Raw genomic sequence first — 16807 nt, 5'->3', positions numbered from 1 at the left:
CTGGCGCCATCCTGCCCGCCGCCGCGTCCATCGGCCAACGAAATATCTGCATGCCATGCATTCACCGGCACGATGAATCCCGTCCGCGACCGTGCGCCGCAGGGACGCCGGATACACGCCTGAACGGGTAACATGGGCGCCTGTTTCCGCTGTGATGCCGCATGGGCCCGTCCGACCGCCACGATCGTCTTCGCCGCTGGCAGGCCGCGTCCCTGCTGGCCGCTGCCCCGATCGCCAGCCTGTCCGCCACCGATGCCAACGCCAGCGCGCCCCTGCAGGCGCCGCCGGGCCAGCAGCGGATTGCCTCCGCCGCGCTGGTGGAGGTACTGCACCAGCGCGTGCTGACCGGCCAGAGCGCCACCGCCACCCTGGAAAGCTGGTGCGCCGAGCACGGCTTGGCCGAGCAGGCCCGGGTTCGTGCCGTGCGTGTGCACGGCCAGGACAAGACCGCGCCGGCCGACGTGCTGCAGGCCCTGGGCGCCACTGCCTCCACGCCCCTGCGTTACCGGCGCGTGCAGCTGGCCTGCGGCAGCCGCGTGCTGTCCGAGGCCGACAACTGGTACCTGCCCGACCATCTCAGCCCGGCCATGAACCAGGTCCTGGACACGACCGACGAGCCGTTCGGCCGCGTGGTCGGTCCGCTCGGCTTCCAGCGCCAGACCGTGACCGACCAGACGTTCTGGCCGCCGCGCGGCGATGGCGACCATGGTGTGATCCTGGAAGTGCGCGCACTGCTGCGCGACCGCCAGCAGCAGCCTTTCAGCTACGTCATCGAGTCGTACCTGGTGCAGGCGCTGCCGTAACGTTTCATCCGCCCGGCATGTCTCGACCTACTGGGTGGTGATGCCGTTGGCAGCCGGATCGGTGGAGAACACGAAGCGTCCCGAATGCAGGTTCCGGCCCAGGGTGTACTCGGCCGTTGCGAATGCATAGACGGGAGGCGTGTTGCCCTTCCCGAAGGAGCGCGCCCAGGCGCTGAAACCGTCTTCGGTCCGGCTGCGGATCTCGCCGAGGCACAAGCTATAGCCGCATGCGAACGAGACCACGTCCGTATTCCCGTCCAGCGCCGCAGTCACCGCTGACCTGTACAGCCCGGTCAGATCCTGTGCTTCCGGTTGGCGTGCGGCATCCTGCTCGAATTGGCTGACCGCCTGTGCGAATGCTCTGTTGGAACCGACCACCGCATGGAATCGTTCAACGGACATCGCCCCCTCACTCAACAGGCTGCGCTCGCCGGTGAGGAACGTTCCTTCCGCTGGCTTGGCCGCCGCAGCAATGACTGCAGACCCGGGCGAAGCGGGAGCGGTGTGCAGGGATGTTGCAGCAGCGCGTATCCGTGTTGCTGCCTCAACCCGGTCGGCAGGCGCCATCGTGGCATCCTGGGCAGCGGCTGCCGGTGCTTCTTCTTTGCTGCTGCAGCCCGCGACTGCGAGCACCACAACCATCAGATGACGAACGTCCATGCGTTGTTTCCTCCCTGCTGATCGGGTGAGCATGCCATTGCATGGCGCTGGAAGCGAAGTGCCACACAAAGAAAGGCCCGGCAATGCCGGGCCTTTCGTTTTGCATCGCTTAACGGAACCGGTAATCCAGCTGCACCCAGAACTGACGGCCATACGGGTCGTAGTTGCCGACCGGATAGAACGGCCAACCGCCACCGTTCTTGTCTGCCGGCGGGCGGCTGTCGCGCAGGTTGTTGACGATCACGCCCACCGACAGGTTTTCGCCGAACTGGCGGAACACGCTGGCGTTGTAGGTCATGTACGGTGCGATGCGGCCACTGCCATCGGTCTTGGGCAGCGAGCCGAAACGGTTGCCATACAGCGTCGTGGTCCAGTCGCCCTGGTTCCAGGTGATGCTGCCATTGGCCTTGCTGCGCCACTGGTAGTCATCCAGCGAATTGCGGATGTCGCGCACTTCGTCATCGGCGAACTGCTTGTACTCATGCTCCAGCACCAGGGTGTAGGCCAAGCGCGTGGTGAAGCGGCCATAGCGGCCCGCATCGAAGCGCCAGTTGCCCTTCAGGTCGATGCCGCGCACCGACTCTGATGCCGCATTGATCGGGTTGATCAGTACGCGGGTCACCTGGTCCGGCTGCACGGTGGCAGTGGAGGGGTTGCGGATCACCCGCGACAGCGCGTCCTGGCACAGCGACGAGCTGATGTCGCGCGTTTCGCCGCCGAGGGTGCGGCCCAGCCGGCAATCGGCCTCATCACGCAGGATGCGGCTGGTGTCGAGGCTGGTCACTTCGTTGTCGATGCGGATGTCGTAGTAGTCGGCGCTGAAATCCAGCCCGGACAGTGGCGACCAGACCACGCCGAAGCCATACGACTTGGCCGACTCGGGCTGCAGCTGCGGGTTGGCGCGGTTGCTGTAGTCGATCGACAGGCCGTTGTAGTCGCAGTTGTCATAGGACTGGCCGGCGGTGCGGCAGCGCCAGTAGTCGGTCATGCCGGGGTTGTAGCCACGGGTCTCGGTGGCGAACACATAGTTCATGTCCGGCGCACGGAAGCTGGTGGCCGCGGTGCCGCGGATCAGCAGGCTTTCGATCGGACGGAATTCGACACCGAAGCTCCAGGTCGCCTTGCCGATATGCTCGCCGCCGGCGCGGTACTGGTCGTAGCGACCTGCCAGGGTGGTGGTCAGCGACTGCAGCAACGGCAGCTGCAGTTCAACACCGGCCGCGTAGCGGTCACGTTCGCCACCGGCACCGATGCCGGCGCTGGTGTTCCAGAATTCGCCGGTGCCCAGGCGCGGGTCCGGGCGATTACGGTAGCCCTGGCTGCCCGCTTCGACCACCGCGGCCAATGCGGCATCGCCACCGGGCAACGCGAACAGGCGGCCGTTGACCGTCGCGCTGAAGGTCTGCAGCCACGCGGCATTGCGGCTTTCCTGGTAGTCGGACAGGCGGCCGTACTCGTCGGGCGTCAATGGCTGGAACAGGCGCGCAGGGTCTGGTGCATAGACCTCCACGCCGTTGCGCACGCCCAGCTGCGGGCCCAGCAGGTACTCGTTGATGCCGGCCAGCAGCACCGGGCGGCGCGTGCGGTTCTCGTAGCGTGAGCGGCTGTAGACGGCCTCGTAGTCCCAGCCGCTGTCGCCGATCTGGCCCCGCGCACCGACGTTGAACGACCACGAGCTTTCCAGGAAGCGGTTGGCATTGCGCGGCAGGCCGCCGATTTCCTCCGGCGCGAAGCGGCGGTACCAGCTCTCCAGGTTGCCCGTGTTCTGGTTGTAGAAGTAGTTGCGTGACGAGGTCCAGGTGGGCGCACGGGTATTGTTGTTGATCCGTGCGCTGCCCAGCGCGACATCCGCAAACAGGTCGGTGGTGTCGTTGACGTGGAAGGTCAGCAGGCCGTAACCGTTGAGGTTGCGCTTCTCGGTCTGCACGGTCCAGTAACTGGCAGCGGCTTCGTTGCTGCCGCAGTACCAGCCCTGGCGCGGGTTGTTGGCGCGCAGCACGCTGCCACCGTAGATGGACGAAGCCGCATCGCAGCCGGCGGTGCCCGGATCGATGTTGCGACCGGTGGCTGCATTGCGACGATAGGCGACGGCCGTCGGCTGCGGCGCCTTGCCGGTGGGGTCATCGTCCAGCGAATCCATGAAATCGCGCTGGCGCGCGTGGATCGCCTTGCGCACGTCCAGTTCGAAGCCGAACAGGCCTTCCCAGCGGTCGCCCGAGCTGCCTCCCACCACCTGCACGCGCTGGTTGTCACCACCGCCCTGCTGGGTGCCGCCGGCACGCACGTTGACGTCCACGCCGTCGAAGCGGTCCTTGAGGATGATGTTGACCACGCCGGCGATGGCATCGGAGCCATACACCGCAGACGCCCCTGCAGCCAGCACCTCGATGCGCTCGATCAGCGCACTGGGGATGTTGGCCAGGTTGACCACGTTCACCGAGCCTTCGTAGGCCAGCGGATAGTCGGCCTGGCGGCGGCCGTTGACCAGCACCAGCGTGCGGTTCGGGCCCAGGCCACGCAGGTTGATGGTGTTCGCCGCCGGGGTGAAGGTATTGCCGAAGTCCTCGCCCTGCACGTTGCCGGTGTTCTCGGTGAGCGCGCTCAACGCATCGAATGCATTGCGATAGCCCTGCGCATCGATCTGCTCGCGGCTGATCACCGTGACCGGCGACGGTCCCTCGACACTGGCACGCGGGATGCGCGAGCCGGTGACCTTCACTTCCTGCAATGAGGTGGGTGCGCTTTCCTGCGCGAAGGCGGGCAACGAGGCCAGCATCAGGGACGACAAGGCAAGCACCAGCGGACGCGGGCGCAGCGCCAGGGAAGAGGCGGACATGGGCTTCCTGGGGGAGTTGGGCGGGTGGTCCGGGGCGCTGGCGACGGTGTGCGCATAACGATCCCGTAACGAAAGTGTCCTGAACGGATGGTTGCAACGGAAATGACCAGGCTTGATGGCGTTATGCCTGAACCGAATCAGACCGCAGCCAGCGACCGCGCCGCATTTGCAACTTCTTTCATTGTTCCCCCTCGCCGGCCTGCGGCATCGTCCCACCCCATGAACCGGTATTTCCCTACTTCCTTGCCACCGCTGCGACCGGTGCTGCGCCGCCACCTCCTGCTGCTCCAGCACGGGCCTGTGGTGCTGCGGCCGTTGCAGCGTTCAGACCTTTCCGCCTGGCGTCACCACTATCGACAGGTCGAACGCAGCAGCAACCTGCCTGACCATTTCGATGCCGAAGCCCATTTCCTCTGCGGTGTGCAGCGTTCGCAGCTGCAACACGACAACGATCAGCTGCTGCTGGGCAGCTTCGACGCAGCGGGTGAGTTGCTGGACCAGTTGAACCTGCGCCTGCATTGCGCGCATGCACGCAGCGTTGAACTGCGTTGGCTGCATGCCGCAGGCTGTCCCCAGCGGCGGCAGCTGCACGCTTCGTTGCAGGCGCTGTGCACGTTCCTGTTCGAACAGGTGGGGATCCGTCGCCTGTTCGTGCTGCTGCCGCCCGATGCAGGCAGCGCGCTGGTCGCTACCCTGCAGGCGATCGGCTTCGAGCGCGAAGGCCTGCTGCGCGACCACCACCTGGATGTCGAAGGCTGGCAGGACCGCCAGCTCTACGCCCTGACAGCCCCTGCCTGGCTGCAACGGCAGTCAGCAGAGAACTAGCGCACCCGCTCCAGCGAAGCATCCGCGCCGGTCAACACGCTGCAGGCATGGTCCTGCAGCTCCTCGGCGCTGGCATCGTTGTCGCTGCCGGGATCCAGCTGCGTGGCCAGCAGGATGAAACCCGGCGCGCCGTGCACGTCCTCGTGTCCCGCCACCAGCAGGCTCCATTGGCCAACCCTGTCCACACCGCTCAGGCCATAGGCCAGCAGGTTGAGGGGATTGGCAGTCAACGCCTCGCCCGGCAGCAACCGCGCCTGGTATTGATGGCCGCGCAGCCGTACTGGCAGCGGTGCCCACTGCGTGCCGAGGGCCGCGCGATTGTCTTCCAGCGCCCGCAGCACGTCGGCGCGCAGGCAATCGACGTGGATGTGCAGCTGGTGCTGCGAACGTCCATGCGGCGAGTTCAATGCCAGGCTGGCGACGCTGCGCGGCAACCGCTGGCCAAGTGCCTGCTCGGTACGAGCGCGGGCCTGCCAGGCGGCAGCAAAGTAATTGGGTGCCCCGCGCCGGTACAACGCGGGACTTTCGATGCCACTGACCTTGTCCAGTGGCATCAGCAGGAACTGATAGCGGCCGTGCGCGTCTTTGACCAGCACATCGCGGTGATCAACGGCCGGGCGCACCTGCAGGCAATCGCCCCGTGGCGACTGTGCGCCCTGGCAATCACGTTCGATCAGGCGCCACAGCGCATCCGAGTGGGCCGGTGGCGGCGCAGGGGGCACGCTGGCACAACCGGCCAGCAACAGCAGGGGCAGCAACAGAAATCGCACGGCAACAACTCGCAGGATCAGGCGCGCAGGCAGCGCCGCGCGCCATTCTAGCCAGTGGGATGTGGCAATCAGTAGGTGCCGAACGGCACTTCAACCACGACCGGGTCGCCGGCAGGCAGCACCTGCAGGGTGTACCGGTCCAGTGCGCCGTCATCATCGGCCAGCGGCTGGCGGTGGAACTGCAGGCGATAATGGCCCTCGCCCACGCGCACCTCGGTGCCGTCGGCAGCCAGCGCGGCAGCGTCGGGCAGCAGCAGCCCGCCCAGGTCGCTGTAGGCACCGGCAACATCGGCGAAACCATAATCGGCCAGTTCATCCACCCGCTGCATCGCATAGACATGCGGCAGATACGGGCGCGCCGGGCTGCGGCCGTTGCTCAGATCGGTCACCCCGGCCTGCGGCAGGTGGTACTGCTCGCGCAGCGCGGCAACACCCAGCGACTCGCTGGCCACCTGCAGGCAGCACACCGTGCGCTTGCCTTCACGGTCGAGGATGGCGAAGCGATCACCACGGGTTGCGGCCTGCGGCAGCATCGCGAACGCCAGGTTGCGCTGCGCCGGCTGGTAACCGGCTTCGGTCTGCAGGTTGCGCCAGCCACCAAATACCGGCGCTTCGGCCGCCGGCGCTGGCGTCGGTTCGGCAGCCATGGCTGCCACTGCCATGCAGAGCAACGACAGCACTGCCGTCGCCTTCACTGCGTTCTGCCTGCCACGGAAACTGCCTGACCTCATACCGGACCCAACACCTGCACCGGAGTGGCCCGGCCTGCCCGCCGGCACGTTGCCGGCAACGCCGGCCACTATGCAGTGCGGCGGCCGCGCGGGCAATGACCCGAACGCTGCCGGGTTTCGCGCGGTCAGTGCTATCGTGCCGCCAATCCCCTGCGCAGGAGCGCCCGCATGACCATCCGCCTGACTCTGTTGCTGCCCGCCTCGGCCTTGTTGCTGTCGGCCTGTGTCAGCAGTCCCGGCCCGGAGGTCAAGGGCAGTGGCCGCTGCGATGCCAGCCAGCTGGGCTGGGCCATCGGCCAGCCGGCCAACGAGCCGAACATCCGCCGCCTGTCCAGCGAAAGCGGCGCCGGCATGGTCAACCCCATCGGCCCGGCCACCATCACCACCAAGGACATCCGCCAGGACCGCCTGCGCGTGTTCGTGGACAAGGACAACATCATCACCGCCACCCGCTGCGAGTAAGCGCGTCACGGCCGTTGCGCAGAGCCGGGTATGCGTCCGGCTCCATGGCTCAGGGCTCGGTGTAGGCCGAGCACTCCGGCAGCGGCTGGTCCGGCTGGTACGCCCCTGACGTGAAGCGGAAGGTGCGCGTGTAGCTGCATTGCGCATCCTGTTCGGTGCGCAGGTCCTTCTTCGTCAACCGCCCTTTGGCCAGCGAATCCCGCTGCGGTGATACCCCGGCCGGATAGTTGGTGGCCCCGGTCTGGTAGCGCAGTACGGGCATGTCCTGCGCTTCGGCTGCCAGCGCAAGTTCCGCATCGAAGCTGTACTCGTCATGGCAGGCGCCGGCGCGCTGATCAAAATCGCGCTCGCTGAAACAGGCCCGGATCATCTTGTTGGCCGACCACGCAACGGACAGCACGTCGGCGTCCACCTGGATGCCATCGTCAAGATGACGGATGCGCGCCAGGTGCAGGGTCGATGCGCTGGCACCGCCGCCGGAATACATCGCACGGGCCTCCACCAGACCGCCGACGAGCACGTTCTGCAATGCGGCCTGTTGTGGATCGGCCACGGCCTGGACTGCCCCGGCGCCGGGCGCCAGGCGCACGATGAAGGGCCAGACCCGCAGGTCGCCATCGTCAACCACGTCGATGGGCACGTAGCGCATCTGCGGCTCGCCTTCAGCATCCGCGCGCTCGGCAACTTCCAGCGAGGCCGGCTGGTCTTCGCCCGCTGAAGGCAGCGCCTGCACGCACCACTGGCCATCAGCAGTGCAGTAGCGCTCCGGGCCGTCCGGTCCCTGCCCGCCCTGCAGCAGCAGCGTCTCCAGCCGGTTGCCTGCCGCGTCCCGTTGAACGGGCGCAACGTCCGCCGCTGCAGGCAACGACGATGCCAGCAGCAGTACAGACAGCAGCGCGTAAGCCATGCGCGTGGAAACCATGATCATCCTGTGCGCACCGGCACGTCCTTGCGAGAGACCGATGGTAGCGCAGGCGCCACGTTGCGGCTCAATGCCCGTCGCAGTCGCAGCTGCCCCAGCCCCTCGCCTTCGACGTCTGGCCGATGCCCGGGTTGAAGGTATTGCTCGGGTCCAGCGTGCGGTAGAAGCCGGCCAGCGCCGGCTTGGCCGGATACAGGTGGCCGACGTTGTGCTCGGCCGGGTATTCCGCGCCGCGCTGGTCCAGCAACGCCCACATCGCATGCTCGATGGCCATCGGATCTTCACCCTTGCGCGCGATGTAGTCCTGGTGGAACACATGGCACAGGAAATGGCCGTAGTACAGCTTGTGCAGCAGGCGCCCATCGATATCGGCCGGCAGCTGCTCGAACCAGTCGGCGTCATCGCGGCGCAGCGCAATGTCCAGCGCGACGATGTCCTGCACCTGATCGCGATGCACTTCGCGGTAGCGCACCGCCGCACCGGCCACCGCGAAACGATGCAGGAAGGCCTTGCGTCCTTCGTCCGCCGTGCAATGGAAGTAGCCGCCTTCGTGGTCGTTGAAGAAGCCGCGCAGCCAGGCCTCGGTGGCAGCCGCATCCTGTGCGGACACCTTCAGCAGCAGGTGATGCTCGTAACGCTGGCGGAACTCGCCCATGCGCTTGGGCAGGTGCGAAGGCAGCAGTCCGGTCAGCAGTTGCATCATGCGGTCGGTGACACCGCGCAGGCCCAGCCGTTCGAACCAGCCATCAACCCGGCTCTTCAGTGCGAATGCGGCCGGAACGCGCGCGGTACCGAGCTTGTCGATCAGCAGGAAACTGTCCTTGCCGTAGCGCTCGCCGATGTCATACGCATCACGGTGGATGTACTCGCCGGCGATGGGCAGGCGCTCGAAGCCGGTCAGCAGCTGGCGGCGGATCGCGGTCAGGCTGTCGGTGCGGTTGCTGCCGATATAGAAGACCTCGGCGGCCTCCTTCTCGAAGGTATCCAGGCGCACGGCGAACACCGCCAGCTTGCCGGCAGATCCGGCCGCCTCGAAATGGCGGCTGGGGTCGGCGTTGAAGCGTGCCGGGGTATCGGCATCGACCTTGCGCACTTCCTCGGCATAACGCGGATCGGAGGCGGCACGGCCATCACCGTCGCTGACATCGGCGGCGCTGTAGTCACCGCTCTGCAGGCGTTGCAGGATCTGCTCGGGCGTGTCGCCCAGCGCGATGCCCAGATGGTTGACCAGTTGCAGTTCACCCCGCGCGTCGACCTGCGCATACAGCGCCAGTTCGGTATAGGCCGGGCCGCGGCGCACCAGCGCGCCACCGGAGTTGTTGCAGATGCCGCCCAGCACCGAGGCGCCGATGCACGACGAGCCGATCACCGAGTGCGGCTCGCGGCCCAGTGGCGCCAGCGTCTGCTCCAGCCGGTCCAGCGTCGCGCCGGGCAGGCACAGCACCTGGCGGCCTTCATTCAACAGCTGGATGCCGGTCAGGCGCAGGGTGCTGACCAGCACGATCGGCCGGCCGTAGTCGTCGCCGTCCGGGGTGGAACCGCCGGTCAGGCCGGTATTGGCCGCCTGCAGGATGATCGCGGCCCCGCCCTGCACCGCGGCCTGCAGCACGTTCCACAGTTGCAGCAGCGTGCCCGGGCGCACCACCGCCAGTACCGGGCCGTCACCGAAGCGATAGCCGCGACGGAAGCGACGGGTGGCCTTGTCGCCGGTCAGTACGTGGCGGTCCCCCACCGCGGCACGCAACTGTTCCAGCACCGTATCGCGATCACTCATGGCAGGCGCACCAGCGAATCACGGCCGATATCGGCAATGCGATGCGCGCCGGTCAGGGTCATTGCCACGCGCATTTCCTTGGCGATCAGGTCCAGCAGGTTGGCCACGCCGGCCTCGCCCTGCGCGGCAAGAGCGTAGACGAACGCGCGGCCCAGCAGCACGGCGTCGGCGCCCAGCGCCAGCATGCGCACCACGTCCAGGCCGGTGCGGATGCCGGAATCGGCGAGGATCTTCAGGTCACCCTGCACGGCGTCGGCGATGGCCGGCAACGCCCGTGCGGTGGACAGCACGCCGTCGAGCTGGCGGCCGCCATGGTTGGAGACCACGATGCCATCGGCGCCGAACGCGACCGCATCACGCGCATCGTCCGGGTCGAGGATGCCCTTGATCACCATCGGGCCTTTCCAGAACTCACGGATCCACTCCAGGTCCTTCCACGAAATGGACGGATCGAAGTTGCTGCCCAGCCAGCCGATGTAGTCCTCCAGGCCCGTTGGGTTGCCACGGTAGGTGGAGATGTTGCCGAGGTCATGCGGGCGTCCGCGCAAGCCCACGTCCCACGCCCAGCGCGGATGGGTGATGGCCTGGCCGATGCGGCGCATTGCAGCGTTCGGACCACTCATGCCCGAGTGTGCGTCGCGATAGCGCGCGCCCGGCACCGGCATGTCGACAGTGAATACCAGGGTGGTTACACCGGCCGCCTGCGCGCGCTCCAGCGCATTGCGCATGAAACCGCGATCGCGCAGCACGTACAGCTGGAACCACATCGGGCGCTGGATCGCCGGGGCGACTTCTTCGATCGGGCACACCGACACCGTGGAAAGCGTGAACGGAATGCCGCGGCTGTCGGCTGCACGCGCGGCCTGCACTTCGCCGCGACGGGCATACATGCCGGTCAGGCCGACCGGTGCCAGTGCCACCGGCATCGCCAGCTTCTCGCCGAACAGCTCGGTTTCCAGGCTCAGGCCGGACATGTTGCGCAGGACGCGCTGGCGCAGCGCGATGTCGGACAGATCGGATACGTTGCGCTTCAGCGTGTGCTCGGCATACGCGCCACCATCGATGTAGTGGAACAGGAACGGCGGCAGCCGGCGTTCGGCTGCGGCACGGTAATCGGTGGAGGCGGAGATGATCATGGGGTCAACCGTGTGGGGAAGGTAGACGCGAAGCCCGCGCACGCCGGGCTTCGTTGTCATCGAGGGTGCGCAGCGTGGTGTGCACGAACTCGAGGTGGGCATGCGCAGCGGCGCGCGCACGTTCGGGGTCGCCGGCCAGCACCGCATCCATCATTTCGCGATGCTGGTCGGACAGCGGCGAGAAGGTCCTGGCCGAGGTGTAGAGCTTTTCGCGACTCTGCGAGATATTGGTCTGCAGCAGTTCGAACAGGCCGCGCATCACCTGCAGCAATACCAGGTTGTGCGAGGCCTCGGCGATGGACAGGTGGAAGGCCGCATCGGCCTGCGCCTCACCGGCGGGGTCGTCCTTGCCATGTGCATCCATCATGGTCTGGAACGCCTGGGCGATGCGCGCGCGGTCCTCGTCGGTGGCGCGCAGCGCGGCGTGCCAGGCCGTGGCGCCTTCCAGCGCGTGGCGGATTTCCAGCACATCGAAGCGGTATTCCGGGTCCCCCTGGAACAGCGGCAGGTACGGCACCAGCGGTTCATCCAGCGCCTGCCGCGCACGTGCGGCGGGCTCGCTCACGTAAGTGCCACCGCCTACCCGCGCGGTCAGCAGACCATGGCTGGACAACTGCGCGATGGCCTCGCGCAGCGCGGTGCGCGAGACCCCCAGCTGAACGGCCAGCGTGCGCTCGGCCGGCAGCCTGTCGCCCGGCTGCAACTGCTGTTCCTGCACCAGCGCACGCAGCTGCGCGGCCACCTTGTCCGAAACCCGTTGTGTGCTCATGGCGCCATTGTGGCCCGAAGCACGCCGCTGTTGGTCGGCCTGTACTGCATGGCTCAGGGAATCATCCAGGTCAACCAGTAGGCCTGGGCCAAGGTGATCAGGCCGACCATCGTGGTGAAGATCAGGCTGTGCTTGACGGTGAAGCGGAACAGGTCCGACTCCTTGCCGGCCAGGCCCACCGCCGCGCAGGCAATGGCAATGGACTGCGGCGAGATCATCTTGCCGGTGACGCCGCCGGTGGTGTTGGCCGCTACCAGCAGCACGTCGGACACGCCGATCTGCTGGGCGGTGGTCGCCTGCAGCGCCGAGAACAGTGCATTGGACGAGGTATCCGAACCGGTCAGGAACACGCCCAGCCAGCCCAGGAACGGCGAGAAGAACGGGAACGCCTTGCCGGTGTGCGCCAGTGCCAGCGCCAGCGTTGCCGACAGCCCCGAATAGTTGGCGATGAAGGCGAACGCCAGCACCATGCCGATCGAAAAGATCGGCATGCGCAGTTCGCGCACGGTTTCAGCGAAGGTCTGCAGCGCCGAGCGCGCCGGCATGCGCAGGGCGATGATCGCAATGATTGCGGCAAGGATGATCGAGGTACCCGTGGCCGAGAACCAGTCGAACTTGTACACCGCCTCATAGCTCAGCGGCGCATCGACGATCGGCGGCATCTTCTGCACCATCTGGTCCAGGCCCGGCACCGGAATCTTCAGTACCCAGCCTTCAAGCGGGCCACCGGCTGCGAACAGCGACTTGAACGGTTTGATGCTCCACACGGTGACCATCGCAGTGAGGATCAGGAACGGCGACCACGCCTTGGCAATCTGGCCGACGCTGTGGCGCGGCGCCTCCATTGCCTGTGCGGCCGCCTCAGCACTGGTTTCGGTATCGAAGCGGAAGATCCGTACCGGCTTCCAGCGGCGCAGGAACAGGGTCAGGCAGACCAGCGACGCCAGCGAGGCGGTGATGTCCGGCAGTTCCGGGCCGATGAAGTTGGAGGTCAGGTACTGGGCGATGGCGAACGAACCGCCGGCCACCAGCACCGCCGGCCAGGTTTCCTTGATGCCGCGCCAGCCGTCCATGATCGCCATGATCCAGAACAGCACGATGACAGTCAGGAACGGCAGCTGGCGGCCGGCCATCTGGCCGATCTCGAAGGCATCCAGGCCGGTCACCTGCCCCGCCACGATGATCGGGATGCCCATCGCGCCGAACGCCACCGGCGCGGTGTTGACGATCAGGCACAGGCCGGCCGCATACAGCGGCTTGAAGCCCAGCCCGACCAGCAGCGCGGCGGTGATCGCCACCGGCGCACCGAACCCGGCTGCACCTTCCAGGAAGGCACCGAAGGCAAAGCCGACCATCAGCATCTGCAATCGCTGGTCCTCGGTGACCGACAGGATCGAGGCACGGATGATGTCGAACTGGCCGGTCTTGACCGAAACCTTGTACAGGAACACCGCGCCGATGATGATCCAGGCGATCGGCCACAGGCCATAGACGAAGCCGAAGCCGGCCGCGCCCAGCGCCTGCGCCACCGGCATGCGATAGAACAGCAGCGCCACGGCAAGGGCGATGGCCACGGTGATGGTGCCGGCGATCCAGCCCTTCATGCGCAGCACGGCCAGGGCGATGAAGAAGAAGGCGATCGGCAGCAGCGCGATCAGGCTCGACAACCACAGGTTGCCGGCGGGGTCGTACACGTGTTGCCAGGGCTGCATAGGGCTCTCGACAGGAACAGGGGGTTCCCCACCGGGTGGGGGCGTCGTGCCCGTCATATATTGGTCGTACCACATTGACCAACAATCGGACAACAGGCGCGAATTGAACCTCCAATCCTGCCGAAAGCCTATTAGACCATAGGGCTATGCGGAATTATTGGTCGTACCATTTAGCGATTACAACTTCTTTTCCACCCGCCGTATCAACGCCAGCACCAGCACGCACAGTACGCTGACACCGAGCGCGATCACGTACTTGCCGATGCCCACGGCAATACCGATGGCCGCGGCCATCACCAGCGAACTGGCGGTGGTGAGCCCGCTGACCTGGTCTTCGCGATTGCCGCGCAGGATGGTGCCGGCGGCAACGAAGCCCACGCAGGCCACCACCGCTTCGATCAATCGCACCGGGTCGACCTGCAGCAGATCGCGGTAGCGTTCCTGCTGGAAGTGTTCGGCCACCGAATCACCGAGGCCGACGATCAGCGCAGCGGCACCGGCAATCAGCATGTGCGTGCGCAGGCCGGCAGCGTGCTTGCCCATCTCACGTTCAACGCCCAGCACGCCGCCAAAGACCATGGCGGCGGCCACACGCAGCAGAATGGACATGTCCTGGGTAAGTTCCATGGGGAGGCTCCGGAAGTTTCCCGGAGCGTTGCCCGGCGGCCGTGGGACGGGGGTGAAGGCGATGGCACGCCCTCTTCACCGGGCGATGCCGCCTTGTTCCATGCAACGGGAGTTGCCGGGCAGCGGTCGGCACTACTGCGCCAGATAACCACCGTCGATGGCGTAGTAGGCACCCGTCGCGAACGAGGCATCGTCGCTGGCCAGCCAGGCGACCAGCGCGGCCACTTCCTGCGGCGTTCCCAAACGCTTGAGTGCATGCCGGCCCTCCAGGGTGGCACGCACTTTGGCGTCCATCTTTTCCAGCAACGGCGTGTTGATGAAGCCCGGGCCCACCGCATTGATGCGGATGCCATCGGCAGCGTGCTCCCATGCAGCCGTCTGGGTCAGGCCGACCACGCCGTGCTTGGCCGCCGCGTAGGCGGTCGAACCGGCATACCCGACCTGGCCCAGGATGGAGGCCATGTTGATGATGCTGCCGCCGCTGCCCGCCGTGCGCATCGCCTGGATCTGCGCCCGCTGGCACAGGAACACGCTGGTCAGGTTCACATCGACCACGCGCTTCCAGCCATCAATGGGATAGTCGCCGCTGCTTGCCGCTGGCCCGCCGATGCCAGCGTTATTCACTGCGACATGCACGCCGCCCAGTTCCTTCACCGTGCGCTGCACCGCCTCTTCCACCGCCGCCTCGTCGGTGACATCCAACGCGACACCGATGGCCTCGGCCCCTTGGTTGCGCAGCGTGGCCACCGTGGCATCCACCGCATCCTGCTTCAGGTCCCACACCGAAATGCGCGCCCCCGATGCAGCGAGCGTTTCCGCTACCGCCAGGCCGATACCGGATACACCGCCGGTGACGATCGCGGTTTTTCCGTTGAGTCGGTAATCAATCATCTGTGGTCTCCATCTGTTGGGAAATCGATGCGGACAGAACCGTCCGACCTCACCGACACTACGCCCTTCTTCGTGACGAAAGCGCTGCATGCGTGATACTTGCGCATGCCCGCCACCTGAGCTCCCATGCGTACAGCCTGCGTTCCACTTTCTGCCGATGCCGAACGGCGGCTGGATACCGATTCCTGCCTGCCTGGCGATCTGTACGAAGTGATGCTCAGCGATGCCACGGTCGATCTGCTGTTCGACAGCGGCTTCCTCACTACCCTCAATACGCGGTTCGGCCTGCTCTTTGACCACTACGAAGACGAATCGATCACCCGTCCCGAGCAGTTACAGTACGCACGCGCATTGCTGCGCGATCTTCAACTTGGCCGTAAATGCCAATCGATTGACCCGTTGGATATCGCATTCGGGCTGGCATTGGAGAAAATGACAGGAATCTATTTCCAACTCTGAAAGCGCAGGACCGATCCGCGCTGCAGGTGCACGATGGAACGTGCGGGCACATCGTCGCCGGCACCCATCATCCATGGTTGAGCGCCGAGCGATGTCCCGATATTTCACGTTTGCCGATTACCGCCGTTTTGGCCAGCGACACGGCTATGACTACCGTGCCGATCCAAGCCACCTGCGCGAAGAACAGTGGGCCGGTCACGGCGACCTGCACGAACAGACCCTGCGCGGCGGCATGAGCCTGCTCGCATCGGATGTGCACAACCGCATCGCCTACACCGCCACAGCGCACGAACGGCCCGGCCTGGTCATCCGCGTGATGCTGCAGGGCCAGGTCGACGTGCAGGTTCCCAACCGCAGTGACTTCAGCCTGCGCGCAGGCACCGCAGTGACCACCAGCCACCGCGACCATGTGGCAATGGTCGGCGTCCATCCCGGCAATATGCGCCTGCGTGGCATCAGCCTGATGGTGCCAGCCGATCTGGACCCGGACCTGCTGCGGCAACCGCAATTGCAGCGGGCATTGGGTTCACACATGGAATGCAGGCACTGGGCGATTCCGCACGCGATGCTGCCGCCTCTCGCGCAGCTGTTCGACAGCCCCTGGCAGGACGGCCTGGATGCGCTGTGGCGCGAGGGCATTGCCCTGCAGTTGCTGTCCACGGGCCTGCAGGCCGATGATCTGCACGCCGAATGTGCGCGTGCGCTGCGCAGTGGCCAGCGGGCGCGGCTGGAACGCGTACGGACGTTCCTGCACGACGACCCTGGCCATGCGCACAGCCTGCTGGAACTTGCCCAACTGGCCTGCATGAGCCCCAGCGCACTGCGCCGGCACTTCGTCCAGGCGTATGGCTGCTCGGTGTTCGACTACCTGCACGAGCAACGCATGCGACATGCCGAGCAGGGCCTTCGCGAATCCGGCTGGAGCGTGGAACAGGCGGCTGCGGAAACCGGCTATCGGCATCCCAGCAACTTCGCTGCCGCATTCCGCAAGCGCTTCGGGCTGGTGCCCAGCCGCTGGCGCACCGGTCCTTCGAAGGTTGGTTGAAGCGCATCTGCCCGGGCAGGTGTCGACCTTGGTCGACACGCTTTCGCACCACCGCGTTGCCGGCCAGCGGCCGGCACTACCCCGTCCGTCCTGCAGGCGATCTGTTCCGGTAGGTGTCGACCTTGGTCGACACGCTTTCGCACCACCGCGTTGCCGGCCAGCGGCCGGCACTACCCCATCAGTCCTGCAGGCGATCTGTTCCGGTAGGTGTCGACCTTGGTGGTCACGCTTTCGCACCACCACGTTGCCGGCCAGCGGCCGGTACTACCCCATCAGTCCTTCAGGCGATCTGTTCCGGTAGGTGTCGACCTGGGTCGACACGCTTTCGCGCCACCGGGTTGCCGGCCAGCGGCCGGCACTACCCCCTCGGTCCTTCAGGCGATCT

General features: G+C 66.3%; 16 protein-coding genes. 5 read left to right on the top strand and 11 right to left on the bottom strand.

The features are described from left to right. Window positions 1-161 precede the first annotated feature (161 nt). Window positions 162-803, top strand: a complete 642-nt coding sequence (locus ABIA73_RS00345) for a hypothetical protein (protein WP_354275224.1) — start codon at window positions 162-164, stop codon at window positions 801-803. Between the two features lie 27 nt (window positions 804-830). Here ABIA73_RS00345 and ABIA73_RS00340 read toward each other — a convergent pair whose 3' ends face one another. After that, window positions 831-1463: a hypothetical protein gene (locus ABIA73_RS00340; RefSeq protein ID WP_033831364.1), complete on the bottom strand. Its 633-nt coding sequence runs from the start codon at window positions 1461-1463 to the stop codon at window positions 831-833. A 109-nt stretch (window positions 1464-1572) separates the two neighbouring features. Beyond that, window positions 1573-4299 (bottom strand): TonB-dependent receptor plug domain-containing protein, encoded by a 2727-nt coding sequence (locus ABIA73_RS00335; RefSeq protein WP_218787663.1) that lies wholly within the window; start codon window positions 4297-4299, stop codon window positions 1573-1575. 315 nt (window positions 4300-4614) lie between these two features. Between ABIA73_RS00335 and ABIA73_RS00330 the strand changes: the two genes are divergently transcribed. Then, window positions 4615-5124, top strand: a complete 510-nt coding sequence (locus ABIA73_RS00330) for a GNAT family N-acetyltransferase (RefSeq protein WP_317850540.1) — start codon at window positions 4615-4617, stop codon at window positions 5122-5124. Here ABIA73_RS00330 and ABIA73_RS00325 read toward each other — a convergent pair. Both ABIA73_RS00325 and ABIA73_RS00320 read right to left on the bottom strand, forming a co-directional pair. Beyond that, window positions 5121-5894 carry a CDP-diacylglycerol diphosphatase gene (locus ABIA73_RS00325; protein ID WP_223495375.1) on the bottom strand — a complete coding sequence of 258 codons (774 nt, stop codon included), beginning with the start codon at window positions 5892-5894 and terminating at the stop codon, window positions 5121-5123. The genes ABIA73_RS00330 and ABIA73_RS00325 overlap by 4 nt on opposite strands. Window positions 5895-5962: 68 nt before the next feature. Next, window positions 5963-6625: a hypothetical protein gene (locus tag ABIA73_RS00320; protein ID WP_032975267.1), complete on the bottom strand. Its 663-nt coding sequence runs from the start codon at window positions 6623-6625 to the stop codon at window positions 5963-5965. Between the two features lie 168 nt (window positions 6626-6793). Between ABIA73_RS00320 and ABIA73_RS00315 the strand changes: the two genes are divergently transcribed. Next, window positions 6794-7087 (top strand): hypothetical protein, encoded by a 294-nt coding sequence (locus tag ABIA73_RS00315; protein ID WP_354275223.1) that lies wholly within the window; start codon window positions 6794-6796, stop codon window positions 7085-7087. A gap of 49 nt (window positions 7088-7136) precedes the next feature. On the opposite strand, the gene ABIA73_RS00310 is transcribed toward ABIA73_RS00315, so the two are convergent. The 7 genes from ABIA73_RS00310 to ABIA73_RS00280 all read right to left on the bottom strand — a co-directional run bounded on the left by ABIA73_RS00310 (window position 7137) and on the right by ABIA73_RS00280 (window position 14918). Beyond that, on the bottom strand, window positions 7137-7994 hold the full coding sequence (locus tag ABIA73_RS00310) for a hypothetical protein (RefSeq protein WP_059064436.1): 858 nt from the start codon (window positions 7992-7994) through the stop codon (window positions 7137-7139). An 82-nt stretch (window positions 7995-8076) separates the two neighbouring features. After that, window positions 8077-9783, bottom strand: coding sequence for a D-lactate dehydrogenase (gene dld / locus ABIA73_RS00305; RefSeq protein WP_354275222.1), 1707 nt, complete (start codon window positions 9781-9783; stop codon window positions 8077-8079). Further along, entirely contained in the window at window positions 9780-10919 is a 1140-nt protein-coding gene (gene lldD / locus ABIA73_RS00300; protein ID WP_354275221.1) for an FMN-dependent L-lactate dehydrogenase LldD, read from the bottom strand. Before lldD ends, dld begins: the two co-directional genes overlap by 4 nt. 4 nt (window positions 10920-10923) lie before the next feature. Then, window positions 10924-11688: a transcriptional regulator LldR gene (lldR, locus tag ABIA73_RS00295; protein ID WP_032975263.1), complete on the bottom strand. Its 765-nt coding sequence runs from the start codon at window positions 11686-11688 to the stop codon at window positions 10924-10926. Window positions 11689-11741: 53 nt separating this feature from the next. Continuing rightward, the gene (lldP, locus tag ABIA73_RS00290; protein ID WP_025878506.1) at window positions 11742-13400 is read right to left on the bottom strand and encodes an L-lactate permease; all 1659 of its coding nucleotides are present in this window, start codon (window positions 13398-13400) and stop codon (window positions 11742-11744) included. A 177-nt stretch (window positions 13401-13577) separates the two neighbouring features. After that, entirely contained in the window at window positions 13578-14027 is a 450-nt protein-coding gene (locus tag ABIA73_RS00285; RefSeq protein WP_032975262.1) for an MgtC/SapB family protein, read from the bottom strand. A 132-nt stretch (window positions 14028-14159) separates the two neighbouring features. After that, entirely contained in the window at window positions 14160-14918 is a 759-nt protein-coding gene (locus ABIA73_RS00280; protein ID WP_263929268.1) for an SDR family NAD(P)-dependent oxidoreductase, read from the bottom strand. A 126-nt stretch (window positions 14919-15044) separates the two neighbouring features. Between ABIA73_RS00280 and ABIA73_RS00275 the strand changes: the two genes are divergently transcribed. Together ABIA73_RS00275 and ABIA73_RS00270 are read left to right on the top strand one after the other, a co-directional pair. Beyond that, a complete protein-coding gene (locus ABIA73_RS00275) occupies window positions 15045-15377 on the top strand; it encodes a hypothetical protein (protein ID WP_025878503.1) in 333 nt (110 codons plus the stop codon). 91 nt (window positions 15378-15468) lie between these two features. Beyond that, the gene (locus ABIA73_RS00270) at window positions 15469-16422 is read left to right on the top strand and encodes a helix-turn-helix transcriptional regulator (RefSeq protein WP_354275220.1); all 954 of its coding nucleotides are present in this window, start codon (window positions 15469-15471) and stop codon (window positions 16420-16422) included. Window positions 16423-16807 lie beyond the last annotated feature (385 nt).

The organism is Stenotrophomonas sp. 2694, assembly GCF_040548715.1.
GTDB classification, from domain to species: domain Bacteria; phylum Pseudomonadota; class Gammaproteobacteria; order Xanthomonadales; family Xanthomonadaceae; genus Stenotrophomonas; species Stenotrophomonas indicatrix.
The sequence above is the reverse complement of the archived record's forward strand: the minus strand, read 5'-3'. Positions and strand labels throughout refer to the sequence as shown.

Bases quoted from the DNA above. Each gene is read 5' to 3' on its own strand.
- lldP (WP_025878506.1), bottom strand. From the start codon at position 13,400: ATGCAGCCCTGGCAACACGTGTACGACCCCGCCGGCAACCTGTGGTTG.
- ABIA73_RS00320 (WP_032975267.1), bottom strand. From the start codon at position 6,625: ATGAGGTCAGGCAGTTTCCGTGGCAGGCAGAACGCAGTGAAGGCGACG.
- lldD (WP_354275221.1), bottom strand. From the start codon at position 10,919: ATGATCATCTCCGCCTCCACCGATTACCGTGCCGCAGCCGAACGCCGG.
- ABIA73_RS00275 (WP_025878503.1), top strand. From the start codon at position 15,045: ATGCGTACAGCCTGCGTTCCACTTTCTGCCGATGCCGAACGGCGGCTG.
- ABIA73_RS00345 (WP_354275224.1), top strand. From the start codon at position 162: ATGGGCCCGTCCGACCGCCACGATCGTCTTCGCCGCTGGCAGGCCGCG.
- ABIA73_RS00270 (WP_354275220.1), top strand. From the start codon at position 15,469: ATGTCCCGATATTTCACGTTTGCCGATTACCGCCGTTTTGGCCAGCGA.
- dld (WP_354275222.1), bottom strand. From the start codon at position 9,783: ATGAGTGATCGCGATACGGTGCTGGAACAGTTGCGTGCCGCGGTGGGG.
- ABIA73_RS00310 (WP_059064436.1), bottom strand. From the start codon at position 7,994: ATGGCTTACGCGCTGCTGTCTGTACTGCTGCTGGCATCGTCGTTGCCT.
- ABIA73_RS00285 (WP_032975262.1), bottom strand. From the start codon at position 14,027: ATGGAACTTACCCAGGACATGTCCATTCTGCTGCGTGTGGCCGCCGCC.
- lldR (WP_032975263.1), bottom strand. From the start codon at position 11,688: ATGAGCACACAACGGGTTTCGGACAAGGTGGCCGCGCAGCTGCGTGCG.
- ABIA73_RS00280 (WP_263929268.1), bottom strand. From the start codon at position 14,918: ATGATTGATTACCGACTCAACGGAAAAACCGCGATCGTCACCGGCGGT.
- ABIA73_RS00340 (WP_033831364.1), bottom strand. From the start codon at position 1,463: ATGGACGTTCGTCATCTGATGGTTGTGGTGCTCGCAGTCGCGGGCTGC.
- ABIA73_RS00315 (WP_354275223.1), top strand. From the start codon at position 6,794: ATGACCATCCGCCTGACTCTGTTGCTGCCCGCCTCGGCCTTGTTGCTG.
- ABIA73_RS00335 (WP_218787663.1), bottom strand. From the start codon at position 4,299: ATGTCCGCCTCTTCCCTGGCGCTGCGCCCGCGTCCGCTGGTGCTTGCC.